21 protein-coding genes are annotated in these 20,053 nt (G+C 72.1%); 8 read left to right on the plus strand and 13 right to left on the minus strand.

All coding sequences use genetic code 11. The features are described 5' to 3' along the window. Positions 1–30 precede the first annotated feature (30 nt). The 4 genes from E1287_RS28095 to E1287_RS28110 are packed head-to-tail and all read right to left on the minus strand — an operon-like array spanning position 31 to position 3,913. The gene (locus E1287_RS28095) at positions 31–1,185 is read right to left on the minus strand and encodes an enolase C-terminal domain-like protein (protein WP_207934511.1); all 1,155 of its coding nucleotides are present in this window, start codon (positions 1,183–1,185) and stop codon (positions 31–33) included. A gap of 14 nt (positions 1,186–1,199) precedes the next feature. Next, entirely contained in the window at positions 1,200–2,201 is a 1,002-nt protein-coding gene (locus tag E1287_RS28100; RefSeq protein ID WP_131968091.1) for an isochorismatase family protein, read from the minus strand. After that, on the minus strand, positions 2,198–2,425 hold the full coding sequence (locus tag E1287_RS28105; RefSeq protein WP_347813988.1) for a 2-hydroxymuconate tautomerase: 228 nt from the start codon (positions 2,423–2,425) through the stop codon (positions 2,198–2,200). The genes E1287_RS28100 and E1287_RS28105 overlap by 4 nt, the downstream gene beginning before the upstream one ends. Positions 2,426–2,437: 12 nt before the next feature. Further along, a complete protein-coding gene (locus tag E1287_RS28110; RefSeq protein WP_131968093.1) occupies positions 2,438–3,913 on the minus strand; it encodes an aldehyde dehydrogenase family protein in 1,476 nt (491 codons plus the stop codon). A 360-nt stretch (positions 3,914–4,273) separates the two neighbouring features. Here E1287_RS28110 and E1287_RS28115 point away from each other — a divergent pair, with 360 nt between their 5' ends. Genes E1287_RS28115 through E1287_RS28130 form a run of 4 tightly spaced genes read left to right on the plus strand, consistent with a single transcriptional unit; the run spans position 4,274 to position 7,829 of the window. Then, complete coding sequence (locus tag E1287_RS28115) at positions 4,274–5,215, plus strand: ABC transporter substrate-binding protein (protein ID WP_165969214.1); 942 nt, start codon at positions 4,274–4,276, stop codon at positions 5,213–5,215. A 53-nt stretch (positions 5,216–5,268) separates the two neighbouring features. After that, positions 5,269–6,048 (plus strand): ABC transporter ATP-binding protein, encoded by a 780-nt coding sequence (locus E1287_RS28120; protein WP_131968095.1) that lies wholly within the window; start codon positions 5,269–5,271, stop codon positions 6,046–6,048. Next, on the plus strand, positions 6,045–6,836 hold the full coding sequence (locus E1287_RS28125) for an ABC transporter permease (protein WP_207934512.1): 792 nt from the start codon (positions 6,045–6,047) through the stop codon (positions 6,834–6,836). The genes E1287_RS28120 and E1287_RS28125 overlap by 4 nt, the downstream gene beginning before the upstream one ends. Before the next feature lie 24 nt (positions 6,837–6,860). Continuing rightward, positions 6,861–7,829: an ABC transporter substrate-binding protein gene (locus E1287_RS28130; RefSeq protein ID WP_131968096.1), complete on the plus strand. Its 969-nt coding sequence runs from the start codon at positions 6,861–6,863 to the stop codon at positions 7,827–7,829. A gap of 75 nt (positions 7,830–7,904) precedes the next feature. On the opposite strand, the gene E1287_RS28135 is transcribed toward E1287_RS28130, so the two are convergent. Next, a complete protein-coding gene (locus E1287_RS28135; RefSeq protein WP_165969215.1) occupies positions 7,905–8,651 on the minus strand; it encodes an SDR family NAD(P)-dependent oxidoreductase in 747 nt (248 codons plus the stop codon). Positions 8,652–8,686: 35 nt separating this feature from the next. Here E1287_RS28135 and E1287_RS28140 point away from each other — a divergent pair, with 35 nt between their 5' ends. After that, the gene (locus tag E1287_RS28140) at positions 8,687–9,907 is read left to right on the plus strand and encodes a cytochrome P450 (protein WP_131968098.1); all 1,221 of its coding nucleotides are present in this window, start codon (positions 8,687–8,689) and stop codon (positions 9,905–9,907) included. On the opposite strand, the gene E1287_RS28145 is transcribed toward E1287_RS28140, so the two are convergent. Genes E1287_RS28145 through E1287_RS28155 form a run of 3 tightly spaced genes read right to left on the minus strand, consistent with a single transcriptional unit; the run spans position 9,908 to position 12,226 of the window. Beyond that, complete coding sequence (locus E1287_RS28145) at positions 9,908–10,351, minus strand: VOC family protein (RefSeq protein WP_131968099.1); 444 nt, start codon at positions 10,349–10,351, stop codon at positions 9,908–9,910. Beyond that, positions 10,344–11,096 (minus strand): 2-oxo acid dehydrogenase subunit E2, encoded by a 753-nt coding sequence (locus tag E1287_RS28150; RefSeq protein WP_131968100.1) that lies wholly within the window; start codon positions 11,094–11,096, stop codon positions 10,344–10,346. Before E1287_RS28150 ends, E1287_RS28145 begins: the two co-directional genes overlap by 8 nt. Next, a complete protein-coding gene (locus tag E1287_RS28155; protein WP_131968101.1) occupies positions 11,093–12,226 on the minus strand; it encodes a Xaa-Pro peptidase family protein in 1,134 nt (377 codons plus the stop codon). The genes E1287_RS28150 and E1287_RS28155 overlap by 4 nt, the downstream gene beginning before the upstream one ends. A gap of 98 nt (positions 12,227–12,324) precedes the next feature. Between E1287_RS28155 and E1287_RS28160 the strand changes: the two genes are divergently transcribed. Continuing rightward, positions 12,325–13,779, plus strand: coding sequence for an amidohydrolase family protein (locus tag E1287_RS28160; protein WP_131968102.1), 1,455 nt, complete (start codon positions 12,325–12,327; stop codon positions 13,777–13,779). Positions 13,780–13,864: 85 nt separating this feature from the next. Here E1287_RS28160 and E1287_RS28165 read toward each other — a convergent pair whose 3' ends face one another. From E1287_RS28165 to E1287_RS28185, 5 genes are all read right to left on the minus strand, one after another. Continuing rightward, entirely contained in the window at positions 13,865–14,626 is a 762-nt protein-coding gene (locus E1287_RS28165) for a GntR family transcriptional regulator (RefSeq protein WP_165969216.1), read from the minus strand. A 50-nt stretch (positions 14,627–14,676) separates the two neighbouring features. Beyond that, positions 14,677–14,949: a lipoyl domain-containing protein gene (locus E1287_RS28170; RefSeq protein ID WP_131968104.1), complete on the minus strand. Its 273-nt coding sequence runs from the start codon at positions 14,947–14,949 to the stop codon at positions 14,677–14,679. Next, positions 14,949–15,959 (minus strand): alpha-ketoacid dehydrogenase subunit beta, encoded by a 1,011-nt coding sequence (locus E1287_RS28175; protein ID WP_131968105.1) that lies wholly within the window; start codon positions 15,957–15,959, stop codon positions 14,949–14,951. The genes E1287_RS28170 and E1287_RS28175 overlap by 1 nt, the downstream gene beginning before the upstream one ends. Then, the gene (locus E1287_RS28180; RefSeq protein WP_131968106.1) at positions 15,956–16,927 is read right to left on the minus strand and encodes a thiamine pyrophosphate-dependent dehydrogenase E1 component subunit alpha; all 972 of its coding nucleotides are present in this window, start codon (positions 16,925–16,927) and stop codon (positions 15,956–15,958) included. Before E1287_RS28180 ends, E1287_RS28175 begins: the two co-directional genes overlap by 4 nt. 79 nt (positions 16,928–17,006) lie before the next feature. Beyond that, a complete protein-coding gene (locus E1287_RS28185; RefSeq protein WP_131968107.1) occupies positions 17,007–17,735 on the minus strand; it encodes an SDR family oxidoreductase in 729 nt (242 codons plus the stop codon). Positions 17,736–17,813: 78 nt separating this feature from the next. Between E1287_RS28185 and E1287_RS28190 the strand changes: the two genes are divergently transcribed. Continuing rightward, entirely contained in the window at positions 17,814–19,055 is a 1,242-nt protein-coding gene (locus tag E1287_RS28190; RefSeq protein WP_207934513.1) for an amidohydrolase family protein, read from the plus strand. Beyond that, entirely contained in the window at positions 19,052–19,984 is a 933-nt protein-coding gene (gene lipA / locus E1287_RS28195) for a lipoyl synthase (RefSeq protein ID WP_131968109.1), read from the plus strand. Before E1287_RS28190 ends, lipA begins: the two co-directional genes overlap by 4 nt. Positions 19,985–20,053 lie beyond the last annotated feature (69 nt).

Genomic DNA, 20,053 nt, shown 5'->3' on the forward strand with positions numbered 1-20,053 from the left:
CGCCCGCCCCGGCCCCGAGCACCGCGACCCTCATACCCGGTACTTGTCGATCTTCGCGCGGTCGACCTCGATGCCGAGGCCGGGGCCGTCCGGCGTCATGACCTGCCCGTCGACGAAGCGGAACGGCTCGGTGATCAGGTCGTCGAGGTAGTAGATCCCGGCGATGTCGGGGCCGTCCGATCCGGCGGGCCTGGACACCGGGCAGACGCTCGGCAGCGTGGCGATGCGCAGCGCGGCGCCCAGCTGGAGGTTGGCGGCGTTGCCGATGCCGGTCTCGATGGAGCCGCCGATGTCGCAGTACATGCCGAGTTCCTCGGCGATCTCGGCCTGCCGCCGCGCCCGGTAGAGGCCGCCGGGCTTGGTGACGTAGCAGGAGAAGCAGGCCGCCGCGTCGAGGTCGTGCAGTTCCAGGATGTCGTGGACGGTCCAGGCCGACTCGTCCGCCATGACCGGGCTGTCGATCCGGGACGCCACCCGGGCCAGGTCCCGAGTGCCGGGCAACGGCTGCTCGCACAGCAGGATGCCGTGCTCCTCCTGCCGCCGGGTCACCTCGATCGCCTGGTGGACGGACGCGTACCCCTCGTTCCCGTCCACCCGGATCTTGACCTCGTCGCCGAGGCGGCGGCGGAGCTCGCGCACCAGCGTGACGTCGCGCTCGGGGTCCAGGCCGGTCTTGCACTTGATGGTCCGCGCGCCTTCGGCGACGGCCTGCTCGGCCTCGTCGTAGCAGCGGTCCAGGTCCATGATGCCGAGCGAGTGCGCGACCTCGATGCCGTCGCGGTGCCGTCCGCCGAGCAGGGTCGAGACGGGGACGCCGAGCGCCTTGCCCGCCGCGTCGTAGCAGGCGACGTCGATGGCGGCCTTGGCGTACGGGTGGCCCTTGACCACCTTGTCCATGCGGGCGTGCAGCGCGCCGATGTCGGCGGGGTCGAGGCCGGTGACCGCGTGCCGGAGATGGTCCAGGACGATGTGCCGGACGGTCTCCGGCGTCTCCCCGTAGTACCGCATGTGGGCGCCGCCCCAGGTGCCCCCGGCGGGCGCCTCGCCCCAGCCGGTGACGCCCTCGTCGGTGGACAGCTCGACGATGGCGTGGTGCCCGATGGGCGTGTTCATCTTCGAGGCCCAGTTGTGGTCGCGGCGGGCGGGCAGCCGCACCAGGTGGACCTGGATGTCGTTGATCTTCAAGGGGTCTCCCCGGGTCAGGGCGTGGACGGTTCGACTTCGACGAGCTCGATCTCATGGCCGTCGGGGTCGGCGACGTAGACGGTGTGTCCGTACGGGCCGGGCCCGGGGCCGCGCACGATGCGGTGTCCGGCGGCGCGGGCGCGTCCGGCGAGCCCGTCGACGTCGCGCGCGGAGAAGCACAGGTGCTGCAGCGTGCCGCCCGCTCCGGTGCCGCCCTCGGTGAGGCCGAGCCCCTGGTGGGTGACCACCAGGCGGCGCCCGTCGCGGAAGTCCTCCCGCTTGCGGACGGTGAAGCCCAGCACGTTCGTGTAGAAGTCGACGGATGCGTCCAGGTCGACCGCCTCCAGCAGCAGGTGGTGGACCTGCAGGGCGCGCGGCGTCGCGGCCCGCTCCAGCCAGGACGCCACCTCGTCGCTGGTGGCCAGGACACCGAGGTAGTGCGCCCAGACGGCCTCGGCGGTGGCCGTCCACTCGGGCCGGACGGCGGCGATCGCGTCGGTGACCGCGACGACGTCGTAGTCGCGCAGGTACGCCTCGCGCAGCGTCGTCTCCACGCAGGCGTTGGCGGTGACGCCCGCCACGAACAGGCCCCGCACGCCGAGCATGTCCAGCAGCGACTGCAGCCGGGTCTCGTAGAACGCGCCGAACCTGTGCTTGGTGACGACGTAGGTGGGGTCGTCGGCGAGGTCGGCCAGCTCCTCGACGAACGCGGCGTCCCAGGAGCCCGACAGCGCGGACACGCGCTTGCGCTTGCTGGTGTGGGACGGCAGCACCTTGCGCGCCCGCGCGTTATCAGCTTCGAGGTGGACCTGCTTCGTCCAGATCACCGGCAGCCCCGCGGCGCGGAACGCCTCCGCCAGCCGCCTGACCGGCTCGATCGTGGCCTGGGCGGGCTTGACGTCCACGCCGGAGACGCCCAGCGTGCCCTCGTCGTGGACGAAGGCGTTCTGCATGTCGATCAGGAGCAGCGCCGTGTTCTCCGGGATGAGCGCGTCCAGCGCGTTCTCGCCGCTCATGCGTCGGTCCTGTCAGTGCCGAGGACGCCCGCGCGGGCCCAGTTCTCCTTCGGGTACTCCTGGATGGCCACGTGCAGCCCGTCCGGGCGCGCCCCCGCGTGCTCGACCATGGCGTCGGTGATGGCCTTGGCCAGCGCGCGTTTCTGGTCGACGGTGCGCCCCTCCCACAGGTGCACGGTGACGAACGGCATCGGCGTTCTCCTTCGGATTTCGGTGGGTGCCAGAGGGTCGGGCGGTTACCAGAGGGTCGGGCTGGAATCGAAGTTCAGGTGCTTGGTCTCGGTGAATTCGGCGATGCCCTCGACGCCCTGCTGGCGGCCCAGCCCCGACCTCTTGAACCCGCCGACCTCGGCCTCGCCGTAGAAGTGGTGGTAGGTGTTGATCCACACGGTGCCCGCGCTGACCGCGCGCCCGACCCGCCAGGCGCGGTCGAGGTCGGTGGTCCAGATTCCGGCCGCGAGCCCGAACTCGGTGTCCTCGGCGAGCGTGATCGCCTCGTCCTCGTCCGCGAAGCCCTGGACGGTCAGCACCGGCCCGAAGATCTCCTCCTGGACGAGCCGCGAGTCGCGCGCCAGCCCGCCGACCAGCGTCGGCGCGACGAACGCGCCCTCGGGCAGGCCGCCGGGCAGCGCCGCCTCCGCCAGGATGCGGCCCTCCTTGCGGCCGAGCTCGATGTAGCCGTTCACCTCGCGCTGCTGGCCGCGCGACACCACCGGGCCGATCTGGGTGGACGGGTCCAGCGGGTCGCCGAGCCGCAGGGCGCGGGTCCGCTCGGCCAGCCGTCCGACGAACTCCTCGCGGACCGATTCCTCGACGAGCAACCGGCTGCCCGCGGTGCAGATCTGGCCGGTGGTGGTGAAGACCGCGTTGAGCGCGCCTTCGACGGCCTTGTCCATGCGGGCGTCGGCGAAGACGATGTTGGGCGACTTGCCGCCCAGCTCCAGCGACACCTTGCGCAGGTCGTCGGCCGCGCGCTTCATCACGCCCACGCCGGTGCCGGTCTCGCCGGTGAAGGCGATCATGTGCACGTCGGGATGGCCGACGAGCGCGTCGCCGGTGACGCCGCCCGAGCCGACCGCGCAGCCGAGGATCCCGTCCGGCAGGTCCGGGTCGGCCGCGAGCGGCGCCAGCGCCTCGACGGTGACGGCCGGGGTGAGGCTGGCGGGCTTCACGACGCAGGCGTTGCCGGCGGCCAGGGCCGGGGCGAGGGCCCGCACCAGCAGGACGAGCGGCCAGTTCCAGGGCGTGATGATCCCGACGACGCCGATCGGCTCGCGCAGCACCACGCCGTGGGCATGGTCGCCGAGCGCGATCGAGCGGCCGTAGAGGGTGCGGGCCATGCCCGCGTAGAACTCGACCATCTCGGCCGAGCTCAGCACCTCGCTCCGGGCCTCGCCGATCGTCTTGCCCTGCTCGCGGGTGAGCAGGACGGCGAGCCTCTCCACGTTCGCGCGCAGCGCCTCGGCGTAGCGGAACAGGACCCGGGCGCGGATCGCGCCGTCGTTGCGCCACCGGGCGGTGCGGAACGCGTGGCGGGCGCGTCCCACCAGCTCCTCGACGTCGGCGGGCGTGGACGTGGCCAGCACCGCGACCGTCTCGCCGGTCGTCGGGTCTGTGGTGACCAGTTCCGGGCCGCCGGCGCGGAAGAAGGAGTGGTCCGCGGCGGGGAGCCGAAGCGGTGTCCAGTCCGGGCGGTGAGGGGTTTCGGACATGGGCTGATCCCTTCCGGGCGGATTCAGGACCGTCCGTAACGGCTTTGTTAACGATGCCTTGGGGGGTTGCCAACGTGTGGTTGCTGACCTACACAATGCATATCACACATCAGGCCAGTGGTACATGTCCTACCAGTTGCGATGGAGACGTCCGATGTCTCCCCTGCACCCTGGCCGGAGAGAGGAAGCATGGCCTTCCCACGTCCCCGCAAGCCGTCGCCCGACCGGACCGCCCCGACCCGCACCGACTCGCCCCGCCCGGCACCGACCCGTACAGCACCGACCTGCCGGACGGTTCCGACCCGCCGGACCGTTTCGCTCCATCGGGCGGCGCCTCGCCGGAAGGTGACCGCCGCCGCCGTGCTGCTGGCGGTCCTGGCGCCGGTCGCCGCCGGCTGCGCACGCGAGGGGACGGGGTCAGGCCCGGTCACGATCCTCGCCAACTGGTTCCCCCAGGCCGAACTGGGCGGCTACTTCCACGCGGCGGAGCAGAAGCCCGGTGAGGGGTCCAAGGAGCGGCCGATCAAGGTACTGCCCGGCGGGCCGGGCATCCAGACGATCCCCCAGGTCGCCGCGGGCAAGGCGGTCTTCGGGGTCGCGACCGGCGCGGACGACCTGCTCGTCGCGCGCCGCGAGGGCCTGCCGATCGTGGCGGTGTTCGCCCCGTTCCGGGCCAACATCACCTGCCTGACCGCGCACGCGGAGTCGGGCGTCAAGGGCTTCGCCGACCTGGACGGACGGCGGGTGGCCAAAGTGCAGAGCCGCCCCTGGTGGGAGTACCTCAAACGGCACTACAAGCTGGACCGCGTCCAGGAGATCAACTACACGGGCTCGCTGGCGGCGTTCAAGAAGGACAAGGGGCTCGTCCAGCAGTGCTACGTGACGTCCGAGCCGTTCTACCTCAAGCGCGACGGCGTCCCGGTCACCACGCTGTCGATCTCCGACCAGGGCGGCTACGCCGCGTACAGCAACGTGCTGTTCACGACCGAGGAGACCATCAAGCGCGACCCGGACCTGGTCCGGTCGGTGGTGGCGCGGGTCGCGCGCGGCTGGAGCGCCTTCAGCGCCGACCCGGCGACCGGCAAGCAGGCGATCCTCGCCGCCAACAAGGACACCGATCCCGGCGTCGTCGACTTCGCCGCGCAGGTGATGCGGTCCGGGCGCTGGGTCTCCTCCCCTCCCGGCTCGATGTCCGAGGCGCAGTGGCTGCGGATCCGCGACCAGGTCGCCGAGGCGGGGCTCGTCCCGCGCTCCACCGACGTGAAGGGGGCCTTCACGACCCAGTTCCTGCCGACCAAGTGACCGATGTCCCACCCGTAACAGGAGATCAACTCCAGAAAGGCGGTGTACGGCTCATGGCCCATCAGGAGGCATCCCCGCCCCCGGCCGAGGTGTCCGCAGCCGCACGGCTCCGCGTGCGCGCGGTGGCCAAGACCTTCCCGAACGGGACCGAGGCGCTCGCCCCAGTCGATCTCGACATGGCCGAGGGCGAGTTCGTGAGCCTGCTCGGCCCGTCCGGCTGCGGGAAGTCGACCCTGCTGCGCATCATCGCCGGGCTGACCGAGCCCAGCGCGGGAACGGTCGAACTCCCCGACGAGCACCGCAGGGCGTTCGTGTTCCAGGACCCGACGCTGCTGCCGTGGCGGACCGTGGAACGCAACGCCCGGCTGCTCCTCGAACTGGAAGGCGTCCCGAAGGAGGAAAGGGTCGAACGCGCCGCGGCGGCGCTGAAGATGGTCGGCCTCGCCGGCTTCGAGAAGTCCTACCCGCGCAACCTGTCGGGCGGCATGCGGATGCGGCTGTCGCTGGCCAGGGCGCTCGCGCTGCGCCCGAAGTTCTTCCTGATGGACGAGCCGTTCTCGGCGCTCGATGAGATCACCCGCGAGACCCTCCAGGACGAGCTGCTGCGCATCTGGGGCGCCGAGGGGTTCACCTCGGTCTTCGTCACCCACAACCTGTACGAGGCGATCTACCTCTCGCACCGGGTGGTCGTGATGTCGCCGCGCCCCGGCCGGGTCGAGCGGATCTTCGAGATCCCCTTCGAGTACCCCCGCTCCCCCACCCTGCGCGAAACCCCGGAGTTCTCGGCGCTCGGCGCCGAGGTCGCCGCCTGCCTGAGGGAGGTCTCCCGTTGAACAGCAAGATCGTGCGCACCGCCGGCCCGCCGGCGCTGGTGTTCGTCCTGGTCGTCGGCGGCTGGTGGCTGCTGTCGGCGACCGTGTACGGCTCGACGAACTACCTGCTGCCGCGTCCGAACGCGGTGTACCAGGCCGCCGTCGACAACGCCGGGACGCTGCTGTCCGGCCTGCGGATCACCTTCGTGGAGGCGGCGGCCGGGTTCCTGCTCGCCATCGTCGTCGGGATGGTCGGCGCGATCGTGATGAGCCTGGCCAAGCCGCTGGAGCGCAGCTTCTACCCGTACGCGGTGCTGCTGCAGACCGTCCCGATCGTCGCGGTCGCGCCGGTGATCGTGCTGTGGTTCGGCTACAACCAGACCTCGGTGATCGTGATCTCGTTCATGATCTCGGTGTTCCCGATCCTCAGCAACACGCTGCTGGGGCTGCTGTCGGCCGACCGCAACCACCTCGACCTGTTCCGCATGCACACGGCGACCCGCCGGGTGCAGTTCCTCAAGCTGCGGCTGCCCGGCGCGCTGCCCAACATCTTCGCCGGGCTGCGCGTCTCGGCCGGGCTGTCGGTGATCGGCGCGATCGTCGGCGAATTCATCATCGGCTCCGGCGGCCAGGAGGGCGGCCTCGGCGTGAAGGTGATCTTCGCGCAGTCCCGGCTGGCGACCGCGCTGCTGTTCGCGGAAGTGCTGGCGGCGACGCTGCTGGGCTTCGCGTTCTTCCTCACCGTGTCCGTCCTCGGCAACCGGCTGCTGCGCTCCTGGCACGAGTCCGCCATGCGCGACGACGCCTGAGCCGACCACCGAAAGGGACTCCTCATGAAGAAGATGGGCATCAAGGCCGTCGCCGCGGTGGCGTTGCTCGCCGCGTCCGCCGGATGCGCCGGGCAGGCCGCGGGCGGCGCGGGGACGAAGGACCCCGTCATCCTGACCAACTGGTTCGCCCAGGCCGAGCAGGGCGGCTACTGGCAGGCCGCGGCCGAGCAGCCCGCCAAGGGCGACGGCGTCACCATCAACGTCAAGCAGGGCGGGCCGAGCATCCAGACGATCCCGCAGGTCACGTCCGGGCAGGCCACGTTCGGCGTGGGCAACGCCGACGAGGTGCTGGTCGCCCGCAAGAACGGGCTGCCCATCGTGGCCGTCGCCGCGGGCTTCGACACCAACCTGCAGTGCATGATGTTCCACAAGCCGGCGGGCATCAAGACGTTCAAGGACCTGAACGGCCACATGGTCGCCCGCACGCCCAGCCCCTACTGGGACTTCCTCAAGCACCGGTACGGCCTGAGCAAGGTGAAGGAGATCAACAACACCGGTTCGCTCGCCGACTACAAGCGGCAGCAGGGCTTCGTCCAGCAGTGCTTCGTCACGTCCGAGCCGTACACGGCGCGCAAGGAGGGCGTGACGGACTTCGCGATGCTCAGCGTGGCCAAGGACGGCGGCTACAACCCCTACGGCAACCTGCTCTTCACCACCGAACGCGTGATCAACGAGAATCCGGAGCTGGTGAAGCAGGTGGTCGCGGCGGTCGTGCAGGGCTGGAAGAACTTCAACTCCGACCCGAGCAAGGCCAAGGCGCTCATCCAGAAGACCAACCCGGACAGCGTCCCGGACGCGTTCGACTTCGCCGCCAAGACGATCAGGGAGGGCGGCTACCTGGGCGACAAGCCCGGCTCGATGACCGACGAGCGGTGGAAGACCCTGCGCGACCAGCTCGGGGAGGCCGGCGTCGTGCCGAAGGACTTCGACTACGGCAAGGCGTTCAGCACGAAGTACCTGCCCGAGGGATGAGCACCGGCGGCCCCGGCGTCCGAGCGGGGACGACCGGGGCCGCCGGACCACCCGGGGCCGCCGGGGCCATGCGCGTCAGAACGCGCCCATGTTGGCTCCGCCGTTGACCAGCAGGGTCTGGCCGGAGACGATCCGCGCGCCGGGCCCGCACAGGTAGCAGACGGCCTGGGCGATGTCCTCGCTGGTGATCGGCTCGGTCAGGCACTGGCCGCGGACGACGTCGTCCCAGCCGTCCGGGCCGAGCGCCGCCAGGACGTCCGGGGTCTGGACGGCGCCGGGCGCGACGGCGTTCACCGCGACCCCGGACGGCCCGAGCTCGCGGGCCAGCGCCCGCGTCATGCCCACGATCGCCGCCTTGGCGGTCACGTAGTGCAGGAAGTTCGCCATCCCGAACACGGCGGTGTCGGAGCTGAGGTTCACGATGCGCCCGCGCCGCGCGTCCCGCATCGGGGCCGCGACCGCCTTCGCGCACAGGAAGGCCGAACGGACGTTGCTCTCCACCACCCGGTCCCAGGTCGCCGCGCCGATCTCCCAGAACGGCACCCGGTCCACCCCGACGTGCAGGCCCGCGTTGTTCACCAGGACGTCGACGCGCCCGTACCGGGACAGCACCTCGCCGATCGTCCCGTCCACTTGCGCCTCGTCGCACAGGTCGGCGACCGCGCCGAACGCCGCCCCGGTCTCCTCGACCGCGGCGGACGGATCGGCCACGTCCAGCAGGGCCACGGTCGCGCCCAGCCCGGCCAGCCGCCGGGCCGTGCACCGGCCCAGCGCGCCCGCGCCGCCGGTGACCACCGCGACCTGTCCCTCGAAATCCGTCATGACCATTCCTTCCGAGTGATGTGGAGTATCCGCTGATGCACGCCCCTGCCGACCCCGGCTACGACCCGTTCGCGGGCGCCATGCTGGACGACCCCTACGGGTTCTTCGCGCTCGCCCGCGAGACGGCCCCGGTGTTCTATTCCGGGCTGATCGACCACTGGGTGGTGACCGGACGCGACGACATCCTGTCGATCTTCATGGCGCCCGATTCGTACTCCGCGGGCAACACGATCCAGCCGATCACCGAGCTGAGCGCGGGGGCCCGGCGCGTCCTGGACGAGGGCGGCTGGGGGCTCGTCCCCGCGCTCGGCAACAACGACCGGCCGGACCACACCCGGTTCCGCCGGAACGTCGGCAAGGCGTTCACGCCCCGCCGCGTGGCGCGGCTCGAACCGTTCATCGCCGCGAGCGCGCACGCCGCCCTCGACGGGCTCCGTCCGGGCGACGACCTCGTCGGCGCGCTCCTGGAGGACCTGCCGGCCCGGGTCATCCTGCACCTGCTCGGCATCCCCGAGGACGGCGTCGCGACCGTCCGGGAGGGGGCCCGCAACCGGGTGCGCTTCATCTGGGGACGCCTCACCGCCGCCGAGCAGGAGGAACTGGCCGCCGCGATGGTGCGGTTCTGGGACTACCTGCGGGCGTTCGTCGACGACCGCCTGGCCGAGCCGCGCGACGACCTGACCAGCGCCCTGCTCGCGGTCCGCGACGGCGACGACGGCGTGTTCACGCTGGACGAGATCTGCAGCGTGCTGTTCGCGTTCCTGACCGCCGGGCACGAGACCACCTCCAGCCTGCTGACGAACGGGGTGCGGCGGCTGCTGGAGCAGCCGGGGAGCTGGCGGGCGCTGCACGCCGACCCGGACCTGGTGGACGGCGCCGTGGAGGAGGTCCTGCGGTTCGACAGCTCGGTCGTCGCGTGGCGGCGGCGGGCGCTGCGGGACGTCGTGGTCGGCGGCGTCGAGATCCCGTCCGGGGCGCAGCTCCTGCTGCTCCTCGGCGCCGCCAACCACGACCCCGCGACGTTCGACGCCCCGGACACGTTCGACATCCGCCGGGAGAACGCCTCCGACCACCTCAGCTTCGGCCGCGGGATCCATTTCTGCCTGGGCGCGCCGCTGGCGCGGTTGGAGGCCCGGACGGTGCTGAGGGTCCTCACCGAGCGCCTTCCTGATGCGCGACTGGTCGATCCTCAACGGTTCGACTTCGTCCCGAACATCGCGTTCCGCGCGCCCCAAAGGCTGCTCATCGAATGGTGATCATGAGCTCCAGGAGAGCAGCTCGATCAGCCCGCCCCAGGGAGTGGTGACGAACGCGTTGGACATCCCTGGCGTCGGCCCCTCCTCGAAGGTGACGGGCCCTCCAATGACGCCGACACCGGGGACGGCGGCGAGCGCGGCCAGCGCGCCGGGCAGATCGTCCACCTCGATGCCGAGATGGGTGCCGCCCGGCAGGTCCGCGCGAGGGGGCGTTCCGGCGGCGTCCGGCGACCACCATTGGATCAGCTCGACTCTGGCGCCGCCGATGTCGAGCATGGCCAGCGCGAACGCGGCGTCGTCCGGTGCTCCGAGGCGTCCTGCGCCGCCGTCCACGCGCGGCAGCCGGAACACCTCCCGCGCCGCGAAATGGCCGGTGAAGAACGCCACGGCGGCGTCCAGGTCGGGGACGGACATGCCCACGTGGTCCAAGGTCTTGTCAGCCATCACCGATCTCCAGGTCGGCGGCCCAGGTCGGACGTCCTTCCAGGCCGTCCTTGACCGCGGTCAGGAACCGGGCGGCGTCGGCGCCGTCCACCAGCCGGTGGTCGTAGGTCAGGCACAGGTAGGCCATGTCGTGGATCTCCACGCGCTCGTCCGCCCCGGCGCCGACCGCGACGGGACGGCGCTCGACCTTGCCGACCGCGAGGATCCCGGTCTCGGGTGCGTTGAGGATCGGGGTGTCCAGCAGGGAGCCGCGCGATCCGGTGTTGGTGATGGTGAACGTCCCGCCCTGGACGTCGGACGGACGCAGCTTCCGGTCACGGGCGCGCCGGGCGACGTCGGCGATGCCGCGTGCCAGGCCCGCGACCGTCAGCAGATGGGCGTCCTTGACGTTGGGCACCATGAGCCCGGCGTCGGTGTCGACCGCGAAGCCGAGGTTGACGCGGCGGTGGTAGGCGGCGGTGCCCTCGTCCACGTCGATGGTCGCGTTCAGCATCCGGTGCCCGGGCAGGGCGCGGCACACGGCCGCGGCGACCACCGCGAGCGGGGACAGCGAGACTCCGTGCACGGCGCGGAACCGCTCCCCGTGCGCGGCGCGTGCGGCCATCACCGGCCCGAAGTCGACCTCGACGGCGCTGGTCAGCTGCGCGGACCCGGCCAGGCTCTGCTGCATCCGGGCGGCGATGACCTTGCGGACCCGGCTCAGCCTCTCGACGGCGACGTCCTCGGTGGTGGTCTCGGGCATCATGCCTCGATCCTGAAGAGTTCGTCGGTGTCGGTGACGTCCGACAGGAGGCGGCAGCCGTCGTCCTCGACGGCGACCATGTCCTTGATCTGCATGCCGAAGCCGTGGCCGCTGCGGTAGACCAGCGGCTCCATGCCGAGGACCATGCCCGCCCGCAGGGTCTCCTCCCCGTACGGGCCGAGGTAGGGGCGCTCGTGCAGGTTGACGCCGATGCCGTGCCCGACGAAGCCGATCGGCGGCATCCCGAGCTGCTCGAACTCGGCGAGGAACGTCGCGTACACGTCGCGGGCGACGGCGCCGGGACGGATCGACTCGCGGACGAGGTACTTGCACCTGACCAGGTTCCGGTAGATCCGCTCGGCCTCGGGCGGCGGATCGCCCACCACGGCGGTGCGGCAGACGCCCGCCTGGTAGCCGTCCAGGACGGAGAAGATCTCGACGCGGCACACGTCGCCGGGCTTGAGGACGCGCGCGGTCGGCCCGACGTTGGGCAGCTGGCTGCGCTCCCCGGTCGCCACGATCATCAGCTTGAACTGCTGCGCGCCCTGCTCGTAGACGGAGCGGGTGAGGGCGGCGGCGATGTCCATCTCGGTGTCGCCCGCGCGCACCGCGCGCAGCGAGTCGCCGATGGCCTGGTCGGAGATGCGCGACAGCCGGGTCAGCAGCTCCCGTTCCCTGGGCGTCTTGATCTGCCGGGCCTGGGCGATCAGGTCGTCGGCCGCCCGCAGCGCCGTGCCGGGCAGCGCGCGGGTGAGGGCGCCGTGGTCGGTCACCGACAGGTAGCCGAGCTCGATGCCGACCGTCCCGTCGGCGAGGCCGAGGTCGCGGAGCAGGCCGGCCAGCGCGCCCATCGGGTCGCCGGTGAACTCGGCCCAGACGCGCACCTCCAGGTCGGGCCGGGCGGCCCGGACCGTCGACTCCTCCATGTCGACGCAGACCATCGCCTCCCGGGCGTCGGCGGTGACGATGTGGGCGGCGTGCCGCCAGCGCATCAGCGGCTGGGACGGGACGACGAACCCGGCGGCGTAGGCGACGTTCTCCGGGGACAGGCAGACGACGGCGTCCAGCCCCGCCTCCGCCGCGCGCTCCGCGAGCCCGCGGGCGATCTCATCGGACGCGGCCGAACCGGCCATGTGCACCCTCCCTCTGGAGCAACTGGTATTACGACAGATATGATATGACTGAGGAGTTCCACGTCAAGAGCGCACGTCAAGGAGCCCGAGGAGCCCGGATGACCAAGCCCGACGCCGCGGCGGGACGCAGCACGCTGATCGAGCACCTGGATTTCGCATTGACCGTGGACGCCGGCGACCGCGTCCTGCACGACGCCGCCCTGCTGCTGGACGGCGACCGCATCGTGGACATCGGCCCCACAGACGACGTCCTGGCCCGGCTCGGAGACACCGCGGTCGGCGAGCGCATCGACGGACGCGGACGCGGCGTCATCCCGGGCCTGATCGACACCCACGTCCACCTGTCGGAGACGCTGAGCCGGGCGGTCTTCCCGGACGTGCTGTCCACCCGCGCCTGGGTGTTCCACTGGGCCAAGCCGTTCTACGCCCACGTGGACGACCAGGACGAGGCGGTCAGCGTGCGGCTCGGCGCGACCGAGATGCTCCGCTCGGGGACCACCTGCTTCCTGGACATGGGCGCCCAGAACGACGCGGGACTCACCGCGCGCGCCGCCGCCGAGATCGGCATCCGCGGGATCGTCGGCCGGCATGCCGCCGACCGCAAGCCCGAGGCGATCCCGCCCGGCTGGTCGCAGGAAATGGTCGACCACCACTTCTTCCCCGACCACAAGGTCGCCCTGGAGGCGTTGGAAGATTCGGTTCGGCAATGGAACGGACACGCGGATGGCCGCATCCGCTGCTGGGTCAACATCGAGGGCAAGGAGCCGTGCAGCCTGGAACTGCACGTCGGCGCCCGCGACCTGGCCGAACGGCTCGGGGTCGGGACGACGTACCACATCGCGTCCTCCATCGAGGAGTCGCGAGTGAGCGAGAAGAAGTACGGGCGCTGGCCGGTGACGCGGGTGGCCGAGGGCGGCGGGCTCGGCTCCAACCTCGTCCTCGCGCACGCGGTCGCGCTCACGGACGCGGAGGTCGCGCGGCTCGCCGAGCACGGCACGTCGGTGGCGTTCTGCCCGTCCACCTCGCTCAAGCTGGCCAAGGGCGCGACCGCCATCGGCAAGTACCCGGAGATGATCGAAGCCGGCGTCGCGGTGGGCCTCGGGACGGACGGCGTCTCGGCGGCGGGCAACCTCAACCTGCACCGCCAGGTCCACCTGGTCGCCGGGCTCTTCAAGGACGCCCGGCTCGACCCGACGCTCGTCGGAGCGCGCAAGGCGCTGCGCATGGCGACCGTCGAAGGCGCCAAGGCGCTCGGCTGGGACGACGAAATCGGCTCCCTGGAGCCCGGCAAGCAGGCCGACTTCGTCCTGTTCGACCTCGACCACCACGAGTGGACGCCCTACTCCGACCCGCTCCAGGCCCTGGTGTGGTCGGCCAGCGCGGCGAGCATCGCCGAGACCTGGGTGGCCGGACGGCGCCTCTACGACGGCACCCGCGTCACCACGGTTGACGAGCCCGCGCTGCGCGCCGAGGCCCGCGAACGCGCCGCCTCGATCGTCCGCAAGGCCGGCCTGAACGACGACGTCCCGGTCACCACCACCCTGTACGACTAACCCCCCGGACGTCCTCGGACGTCCCGCACACGTCAAAAGGGGCACCCCATCGGGGGTGCCCCTCCTGGTTATGCCGGGGGGCTGGTCAGGCTGGGGCGCGGAAGTCGGCGATCCAGCGGCGGACGCGGGCGACGTGTTCGTCGGAGCGACGGCCCGCTTCCGCGGGGTCGCCGGCGAGGATGGCGTCGACGATGGCCTGGTGCTCGGCCACCGAGCGGGACGCCTGACCCGGCCGGGCCAGGGTGATCAGCCGCGATTCGGTGAGCAGCCCGTGCAGGTCGGTCAGCAGGACGGTGAGCAGCCCGCCCGCCCCGGCCCGCGCCACCGAGACGTGGAACGCGACGTCCAGCTCGGCGATGCGGTCGAACTCGGGGCGGGGCTCGGCGGCCGCGTCCAGGAAGGCCCGGTGCGCCTCGACCATCCGCGCCACCCGCTCGGGCGGGCGACCAGCGGCGCCCTCCCGAGCGTCGGCGCCTTCCTGCGCGTCGGCGGCCTGCTGCGCGGCAGCGGCCTGTTGCGCTACGGCCGCCTGTTGTGCGGCGAGGCGGTCCAGTGCGCCGCGGACGGCGAGCAGTTCGACCAGCTGGCCGCGGTGCAGCTCCAGGTAGCGGCCGAACGAGTCCTCGTAGCGCGCGGCGGAGCCCTCCCGGACGAACGTCCCGCGCCCGTGCCGGACGCTGACCAGGCCCATCGCCTCCAGCCCGGCGATGGCCTCGCGGACGCTGACGCGGCTGACCCCGAACACCTCGCACAGCTCCCGCTCGGACGGCAGGGCCGAGCCCGGCGCGAGCTCGCCCTGCCGGATGCCGCGCAGCAGCTGCTCCCGGATCTGATGGGTGGCGCTCACCCACGTCCCGGCCCGGAAACCGGGCACGACCTGTGCCTTTCGCGGCCCTGTCACGAACCCGCGGCGAAGGACTCGTAGTCGGCCTGGTCGCCGGCGATCACCATCACCGGCGCGCCGACCGCGACCTCGTCGCCCGGGGCGGCGAGGGCCTTGGCGAAGACGCCGTCCACCGGGGCCTCCAGCTCGACCTCGATCTTGTCGGTCTCGACCACGGCCAGCACCTGGCCCTCGGTCACCGCCTGGCCGGGCTCGATCTGCCACTCGGAGATGACGCCCTCCTCCATCGACAGCCCCCACTTGGGCATCGGGTAGGTCTCGGCCATCAGCGGTCTCCTTCCTTGTCGAGTTCCTTGTCGAGCAGCCGGCGGACGGACGCGGCGATCCGGTCCGCGCCGGGCAGCGTGTGGTTCTCCAGCACCGGCGCGTACGGGACCGGGGTGTTGAGCGCGCCCACCCGGACGATCGGCGCGCGCAGCAGCTCGTGGCATTCGTCCGCCGCCCAGGCCGCGATCTCGGCACCGAAGCCGCCACGCGTCGGCGCTTCGTGCGCGATCACCAGCCGTCCGGTCTTGGCGATCGAGGCGCGCAGGCCCGCCCGGTCGAACGGGACGAGCGTGCGCGGGTCGAACACCTCGCAGGAGATGCCCTCCTCGGCCAGCGTCTCGGCGGCGGCGGACGCGTGCTCGCGCGTCTTGAGGTAGGACACGACCGTCACGTCGGTGCCCTCGCGGTGCACCTTGCCGGTCCCGAACGGGATCGGCTCGACCTCCACCACGTCCCCGGCCGGGCCGCCCCGGCCGCCGTACTGCTGCTTGTGCTCGAAGAAGATCACCGGGTCGGGGTCCCGGATGGCCTGCCTGAGCAGGCCCTTCGCGTCGTGCGGGGTGGACGGCGCCACGACCTTGAGCCCCGGCACGTTGACGAACCACGACTCCAGCGACTGCGAGTGCTGCGCGGCCGTCGACCCGGACGTGCCGGTGACCATCCGGACGACCATCGGCGCGGACAGCCGCCCGCCGGTCATGTAGTGCGTCTTCGCCGCCTGGTTGACGATCATGTCCATCGCCAGCGTGACGAAGTCGCCGAACATGATCTCGGCGATCGGGCGGGCGCCGACCAGCGCCGCGCCGACCGCGGCGCCGACGATGGCCTCCTCCGAGATCGGGGTGTCCCAGAGCCGGTCCGCGCCGAACTGGTCCCAGAGGCCCTTGGTGACGCCGAAGACGCCGCCGGGCTCGCCGACGTCCTCGCCGATGAGGAAGACGGACGGGTCGCGCTCCATCTCCTCGCCGATGGCCTGCCGGATCGCGTCCGCGTAGGTGAACTTGGTCATCGCAGGGCCGCCCCTCCGAGCGAGTCGACGTACACGTGGTCCAGGGCGTCCTCGGGCCGGGGATGCTCCTGCTCGGCGGCCCAGGCGATGGCCTCGTCCAGCCGCTTCTCGACGGCGTCGCGCACGGCCGTCACGTCCTCCTCGGGGAGCTTGGCGGCGAGGAGGTCGATGGGGTCGCGCGCCATCCAGTGCGCGACCTCGTCCTTGGGCCGGTAGCGGGCCATGTCTCCCTCGAAGTGGCCGCGGTGCCGGTAGGTCTTGGCCTCGATCAGGGTCGGGCCGTCCCCGGCGCGGGCGCGGGCGGCGGCCTCGGCGGTGGCGTCGCGGACGGCGTCGACGTCGTTGCCGTCCACCACGGTCCCGGGCATGCCGTAGGACGCGGCGCGGTCGGCCACGTCGGTGATCACCTGGTGGCGGTCCTGCCGGGTGAACTCGCCGTAGAGGTTGTTCTCGCAGACGAACAGCACCGGCAGCTTCCACAGGGCCGCCAGGTTCAGCGACTCGTGGAAGGCGCCCTCGTTGGACGCGCCGTCCCCGAAGAAGGTGACCGCGAGCCCGTCCGAGCCGCGCCGCTTGAGCTGCAGCGCCGCGCCGGTGGCGAGGGGGATGCCGCCCGCGACGATGCCGTTGGCGCCGAGGAAGCCCAGCTCCACGTCGATCATGTGCAGCGAGCCGCCCTTGCCGCGGTTGTAGCCGGCAGTGCGGCCGAACAGCTCGGCGTACATCCGGGCCGGGTCGGCGCCGCGGGCGAGCATGTGGCCGTGCCCGCGGTGGGTGGACGTCAGCACGTCCTCCGGGCCGAGGGCCGCGCAGACGCCGGCCGCCACCGCCTCCTGGCCGATGTAGGGGTGCAGGAAGCCGGGGATGAGGCCCCCCGCCCGCTGCCGCGCCGCCTTCTCCTCGAATCTGCGGATGAGGATCATGCGTTCGAGGAGGTCGAGGGCCCCCTCCCGGGTCGCTTGCGTCATGGCGTCCTTTCCGTCAGTCCGTCCGGCAACTGGTAATACATGTTATGACTGATATGAAGCGGTTGTCACGGAGTCGGGATCAGCTAGCCGAAAAGCCGCCGTCCGTCATCACCGCCGCGCCCAGCACGAAGGACGACTCGTCCGAGAGCAGGAACGCGACGACCGCCGCGATCTCCGCCGGGCCGGCGTAGCGGCCGATCGGATGCCCTTCCTTGAAGTGGTCGGGGCCGGTGCGCGCGGCGTCGATGGCCGCCAGCATCGGCGTCTCCACCCCGCCCGGGCAGACGCAGTTGGCGCGGATGCCGCGGTCCGCGTACTCGACCGCGACCGAGCGGGTGAGCTGGAGCACCGCCCCCTTGGCGGCGGCGTAGGCGGCCAGGCGCGGCGCCGCGCAGACCGACGCCGTCGAGCCGAACGTCACGATGCGGCCGCCGCCCTGGGCGAGCATCCCGGGCAGGACGGACTTCATCGCCAGGAAGGTGCCGACCGCGCTCACGTCCAGGACGTTGCGGAACGTGGCGAGGTCGAGCTCGTGCGTCGGGGCGGACGCCTGGATGCCCGCCATCGCGACCAGGCCGTCCAGGCCGCCGAGTTCGTCCGTCGCGAGCGCGGTGGCGCGCGCCATGTCCGCCTCATCGGTGACGTCGGCGGCGATCGCGCACGTCATTCCGTCCGAGTCCGGGTCCGGGGCCTTGAGGTCGACGCCCGCGACCCTGGCGCCCTCCTCGCCCAGCCGGCGCACCACGGCGCGGCCGATGGCGCCGCCCGCCCCGGTGACCAGGATCTTCGCTCCGCCGAGACCGCGCATTACTTGCCTCCACACATCAGTCCAGTTACTGTCAACATGTCATACATCTTGCCAGTTGGGCCAGGGATGATCGACCACGTGCTTCTGGAACGGGCCGCCATACGCGGGGGCGGGACGACCGACGTCCTGATCGCCGGCGGGCGCGTCGCCGCGCTCGGCGCGGACGCCGCCGCCGACCCCCGCGCGGCCACCGCCGACCGTCTCGACCTGGCCGGATACCTGCTGCTACCGGCCGCGGCCGAACCGCACGCCCATCTCGACAAGGCGCTGCTGGCCCGCCGCGCGCCCAACCCGTCCGGCGACCTGGACGGAGCGGTCACCGCGATCCGGTCGGCCTACGCGACGATGGACGAGGCAGACGTCCGCTCCCGCGCCACCGAGGCCCTGCACACCGCGCTGGCCCACGGATACACCGCCGTGCGCTCGCACGCCGACGTCGGCGAGGGCATCGGCGTCCGGTCCGTCCGCGCGCTGGCCGACCTGCGCGAGAACGCCGCCGGGCTGGTCGACCTCCAGATCGTCGCGCTGACCGCCGCGCCCGTCGCCGGAGCGGCCGGACGCCACAACCGGCGCCTGCTCGCCGAGGCCATCGAGCTGGGCGCCGACGTCGTCGGCGGAGCCCCGGCCCTGGACCCGAACCCCCACGCCGCCGTCCGCACCCTGGCCGAGGCCGCGGACGAGGCCGGACTGCCCCTCGACCTGCACCTCGACGAGACCACCGACCCGGACATGCTCACCCTGCGAAGGTTCGCCGACGAGGTCGCCCGCCGCGGCCTCCACGGACGCGCCACCGCTTCCCACTGTGTCAGCCTCGGCCAGCAGGACCCCGCGACCTGCCGCGAGGTGAGCCGCGCGCTGGCCGACGCGGGCATCGCCGTGGTGACGCTCCCCCAGACCAACCTCTACCTCCAGGGCCGCGCCGAGCCCACGCGCACACCGCGCGGCCTGACCGCCGTGGCGGCCCTGCGCGCGGCCGGAGTCGTCGTCGCGGGCGGCGGGGACAACTGGCGCGACCCGTTCAACCCGCTCGGCCGCATCGACCCGTTCGAGACGGCGTCGCTCCTGGTCGCCGCCGCGCACCTGCCCGTCGCCGACGCGTGGGAGTCGGTCACCGCGCACGCCCGCGCCGCCCTCGGGCTTCCGCCCGTCGCGCCGGCCGTCGGCAGCCCCGCCGACCTCCTCGCGATCCGGGCGGCGGACCTGGACGAGGCCGTCGCCGCCGCGAGCGAGGACCGGATCGTCCTGCGCGGCGGCAGGGTCGTGGCTCGCACGCGCGTCATCCGCGACATCGTCCCCGCACTGGAAGGGCAGCTCACGTGACCACCGGACGCAGGCCACTGCGCATCGAGGCGCGCAACGCCGAGGTCCCGATCGAGCGCAAGCCGGAGTGGCTGCGCGTCCGCGCCCACGCGGGCCCGCGGTACCGGGAGCTGGACCTGCTGGTGACCTCCGCGGGGCTGCACACCGTGTGCCAGGAGGCCGCCTGCCCCAACATCTCCGAATGCTGGGAGGACAGGGAGGCCACGTTCCTCATCGGCGGCGACCAGTGCACCCGGCGCTGCGACTTCTGCCAGATCGACACCGGCAGGCCCGCCCCGCTGGACCGGGACGAGCCGCGCCGCGTGGCCGAGTCGGTCGCGACGATGGGCCTGCGGTACGCGACCGTGACCGGCGTGGCCCGCGATGACCTGCCGGACGGCGGGGCGTGGCTGTACGCGGAGACCGTCCGGCGGATCCATGCCGCCGTTCCCGGCTGCGGCGTCGAACTGCTGATCCCGGACTTCAACGCCGACCGCGAGCGGCTCGCCGAGGTGTTCTCGGCCCGGCCGGAGGTCCTGGCGCACAATGTGGAGACGGTGCCGCGGATCTTCAAGCGGATCCGTCCGGCGTTCCGCTACGAGCGGTCCCTGGACGTCATCACCGCCGCCCGCGCCGACGGCCTGGTCACCAAGTCCAACCTGATCCTGGGCATGGGCGAGACCCGCGCCGAGGTGTCGCAGGCCCTACGGGATCTGCGCCGGGCGGGATGCGATCTGATCACCATCACCCAGTACCTGCGCCCCAGCCCCCGGCATCACCCTGTGGAGCGCTGGGTGAAGCCCGAGGAGTTCGTAGAACTGTCGGCCGAGGCCAAGGAGATCGGCTTCGATGGCGTGATGTCGGGGCCGTTGGTGCGTTCCAGCTACCGCGCCGGCCACCTCTACAAGCAGGCCGTGGAGAACAGGTCGCCCCAGACGCGGGTCAGGTAGAGGCGGACATGGCGGGGTAGATGTCGAGACGGCGGGATCGGCTCCGACCTTCTCGTGACGGCACCGCAG

This window comes from Actinomadura sp. KC06 (assembly GCF_004348735.1).
Classification (GTDB): Bacteria; Actinomycetota; Actinomycetes; order Streptosporangiales; family Streptosporangiaceae; genus Spirillospora.

What these genes read in the sequence shown, in the direction of transcription:
- E1287_RS28100 (WP_131968091.1), bottom strand. Translation starts at nt 2,201, where the DNA reads ATGAGCGGCGAGAACGCGCTGGACGCGCTCATCCCGGAGAACACGGCG.
- E1287_RS28110 (WP_131968093.1), bottom strand. Translation starts at nt 3,913, where the DNA reads ATGTCCGAAACCCCTCACCGCCCGGACTGGACACCGCTTCGGCTCCCC.
- E1287_RS28120 (WP_131968095.1), top strand. Translation starts at nt 5,269, where the DNA reads ATGGCCCATCAGGAGGCATCCCCGCCCCCGGCCGAGGTGTCCGCAGCC.
- E1287_RS28130 (WP_131968096.1), top strand. Translation starts at nt 6,861, where the DNA reads ATGAAGAAGATGGGCATCAAGGCCGTCGCCGCGGTGGCGTTGCTCGCC.
- E1287_RS28135 (WP_165969215.1), bottom strand. Translation starts at nt 8,651, where the DNA reads ATGACGGATTTCGAGGGACAGGTCGCGGTGGTCACCGGCGGCGCGGGC.
- E1287_RS28140 (WP_131968098.1), top strand. Translation starts at nt 8,687, where the DNA reads ATGCACGCCCCTGCCGACCCCGGCTACGACCCGTTCGCGGGCGCCATG.
- E1287_RS28145 (WP_131968099.1), bottom strand. Translation starts at nt 10,351, where the DNA reads ATGGCTGACAAGACCTTGGACCACGTGGGCATGTCCGTCCCCGACCTG.
- E1287_RS28150 (WP_131968100.1), bottom strand. Translation starts at nt 11,096, where the DNA reads ATGATGCCCGAGACCACCACCGAGGACGTCGCCGTCGAGAGGCTGAGC.
- E1287_RS28155 (WP_131968101.1), bottom strand. Translation starts at nt 12,226, where the DNA reads ATGGCCGGTTCGGCCGCGTCCGATGAGATCGCCCGCGGGCTCGCGGAG.
- E1287_RS28160 (WP_131968102.1), top strand. Translation starts at nt 12,325, where the DNA reads ATGACCAAGCCCGACGCCGCGGCGGGACGCAGCACGCTGATCGAGCAC.
- E1287_RS28170 (WP_131968104.1), bottom strand. Translation starts at nt 14,949, where the DNA reads ATGGCCGAGACCTACCCGATGCCCAAGTGGGGGCTGTCGATGGAGGAG.
- E1287_RS28175 (WP_131968105.1), bottom strand. Translation starts at nt 15,959, where the DNA reads ATGACCAAGTTCACCTACGCGGACGCGATCCGGCAGGCCATCGGCGAG.
- E1287_RS28180 (WP_131968106.1), bottom strand. Translation starts at nt 16,927, where the DNA reads ATGACGCAAGCGACCCGGGAGGGGGCCCTCGACCTCCTCGAACGCATG.
- E1287_RS28185 (WP_131968107.1), bottom strand. Translation starts at nt 17,735, where the DNA reads ATGCGCGGTCTCGGCGGAGCGAAGATCCTGGTCACCGGGGCGGGCGGC.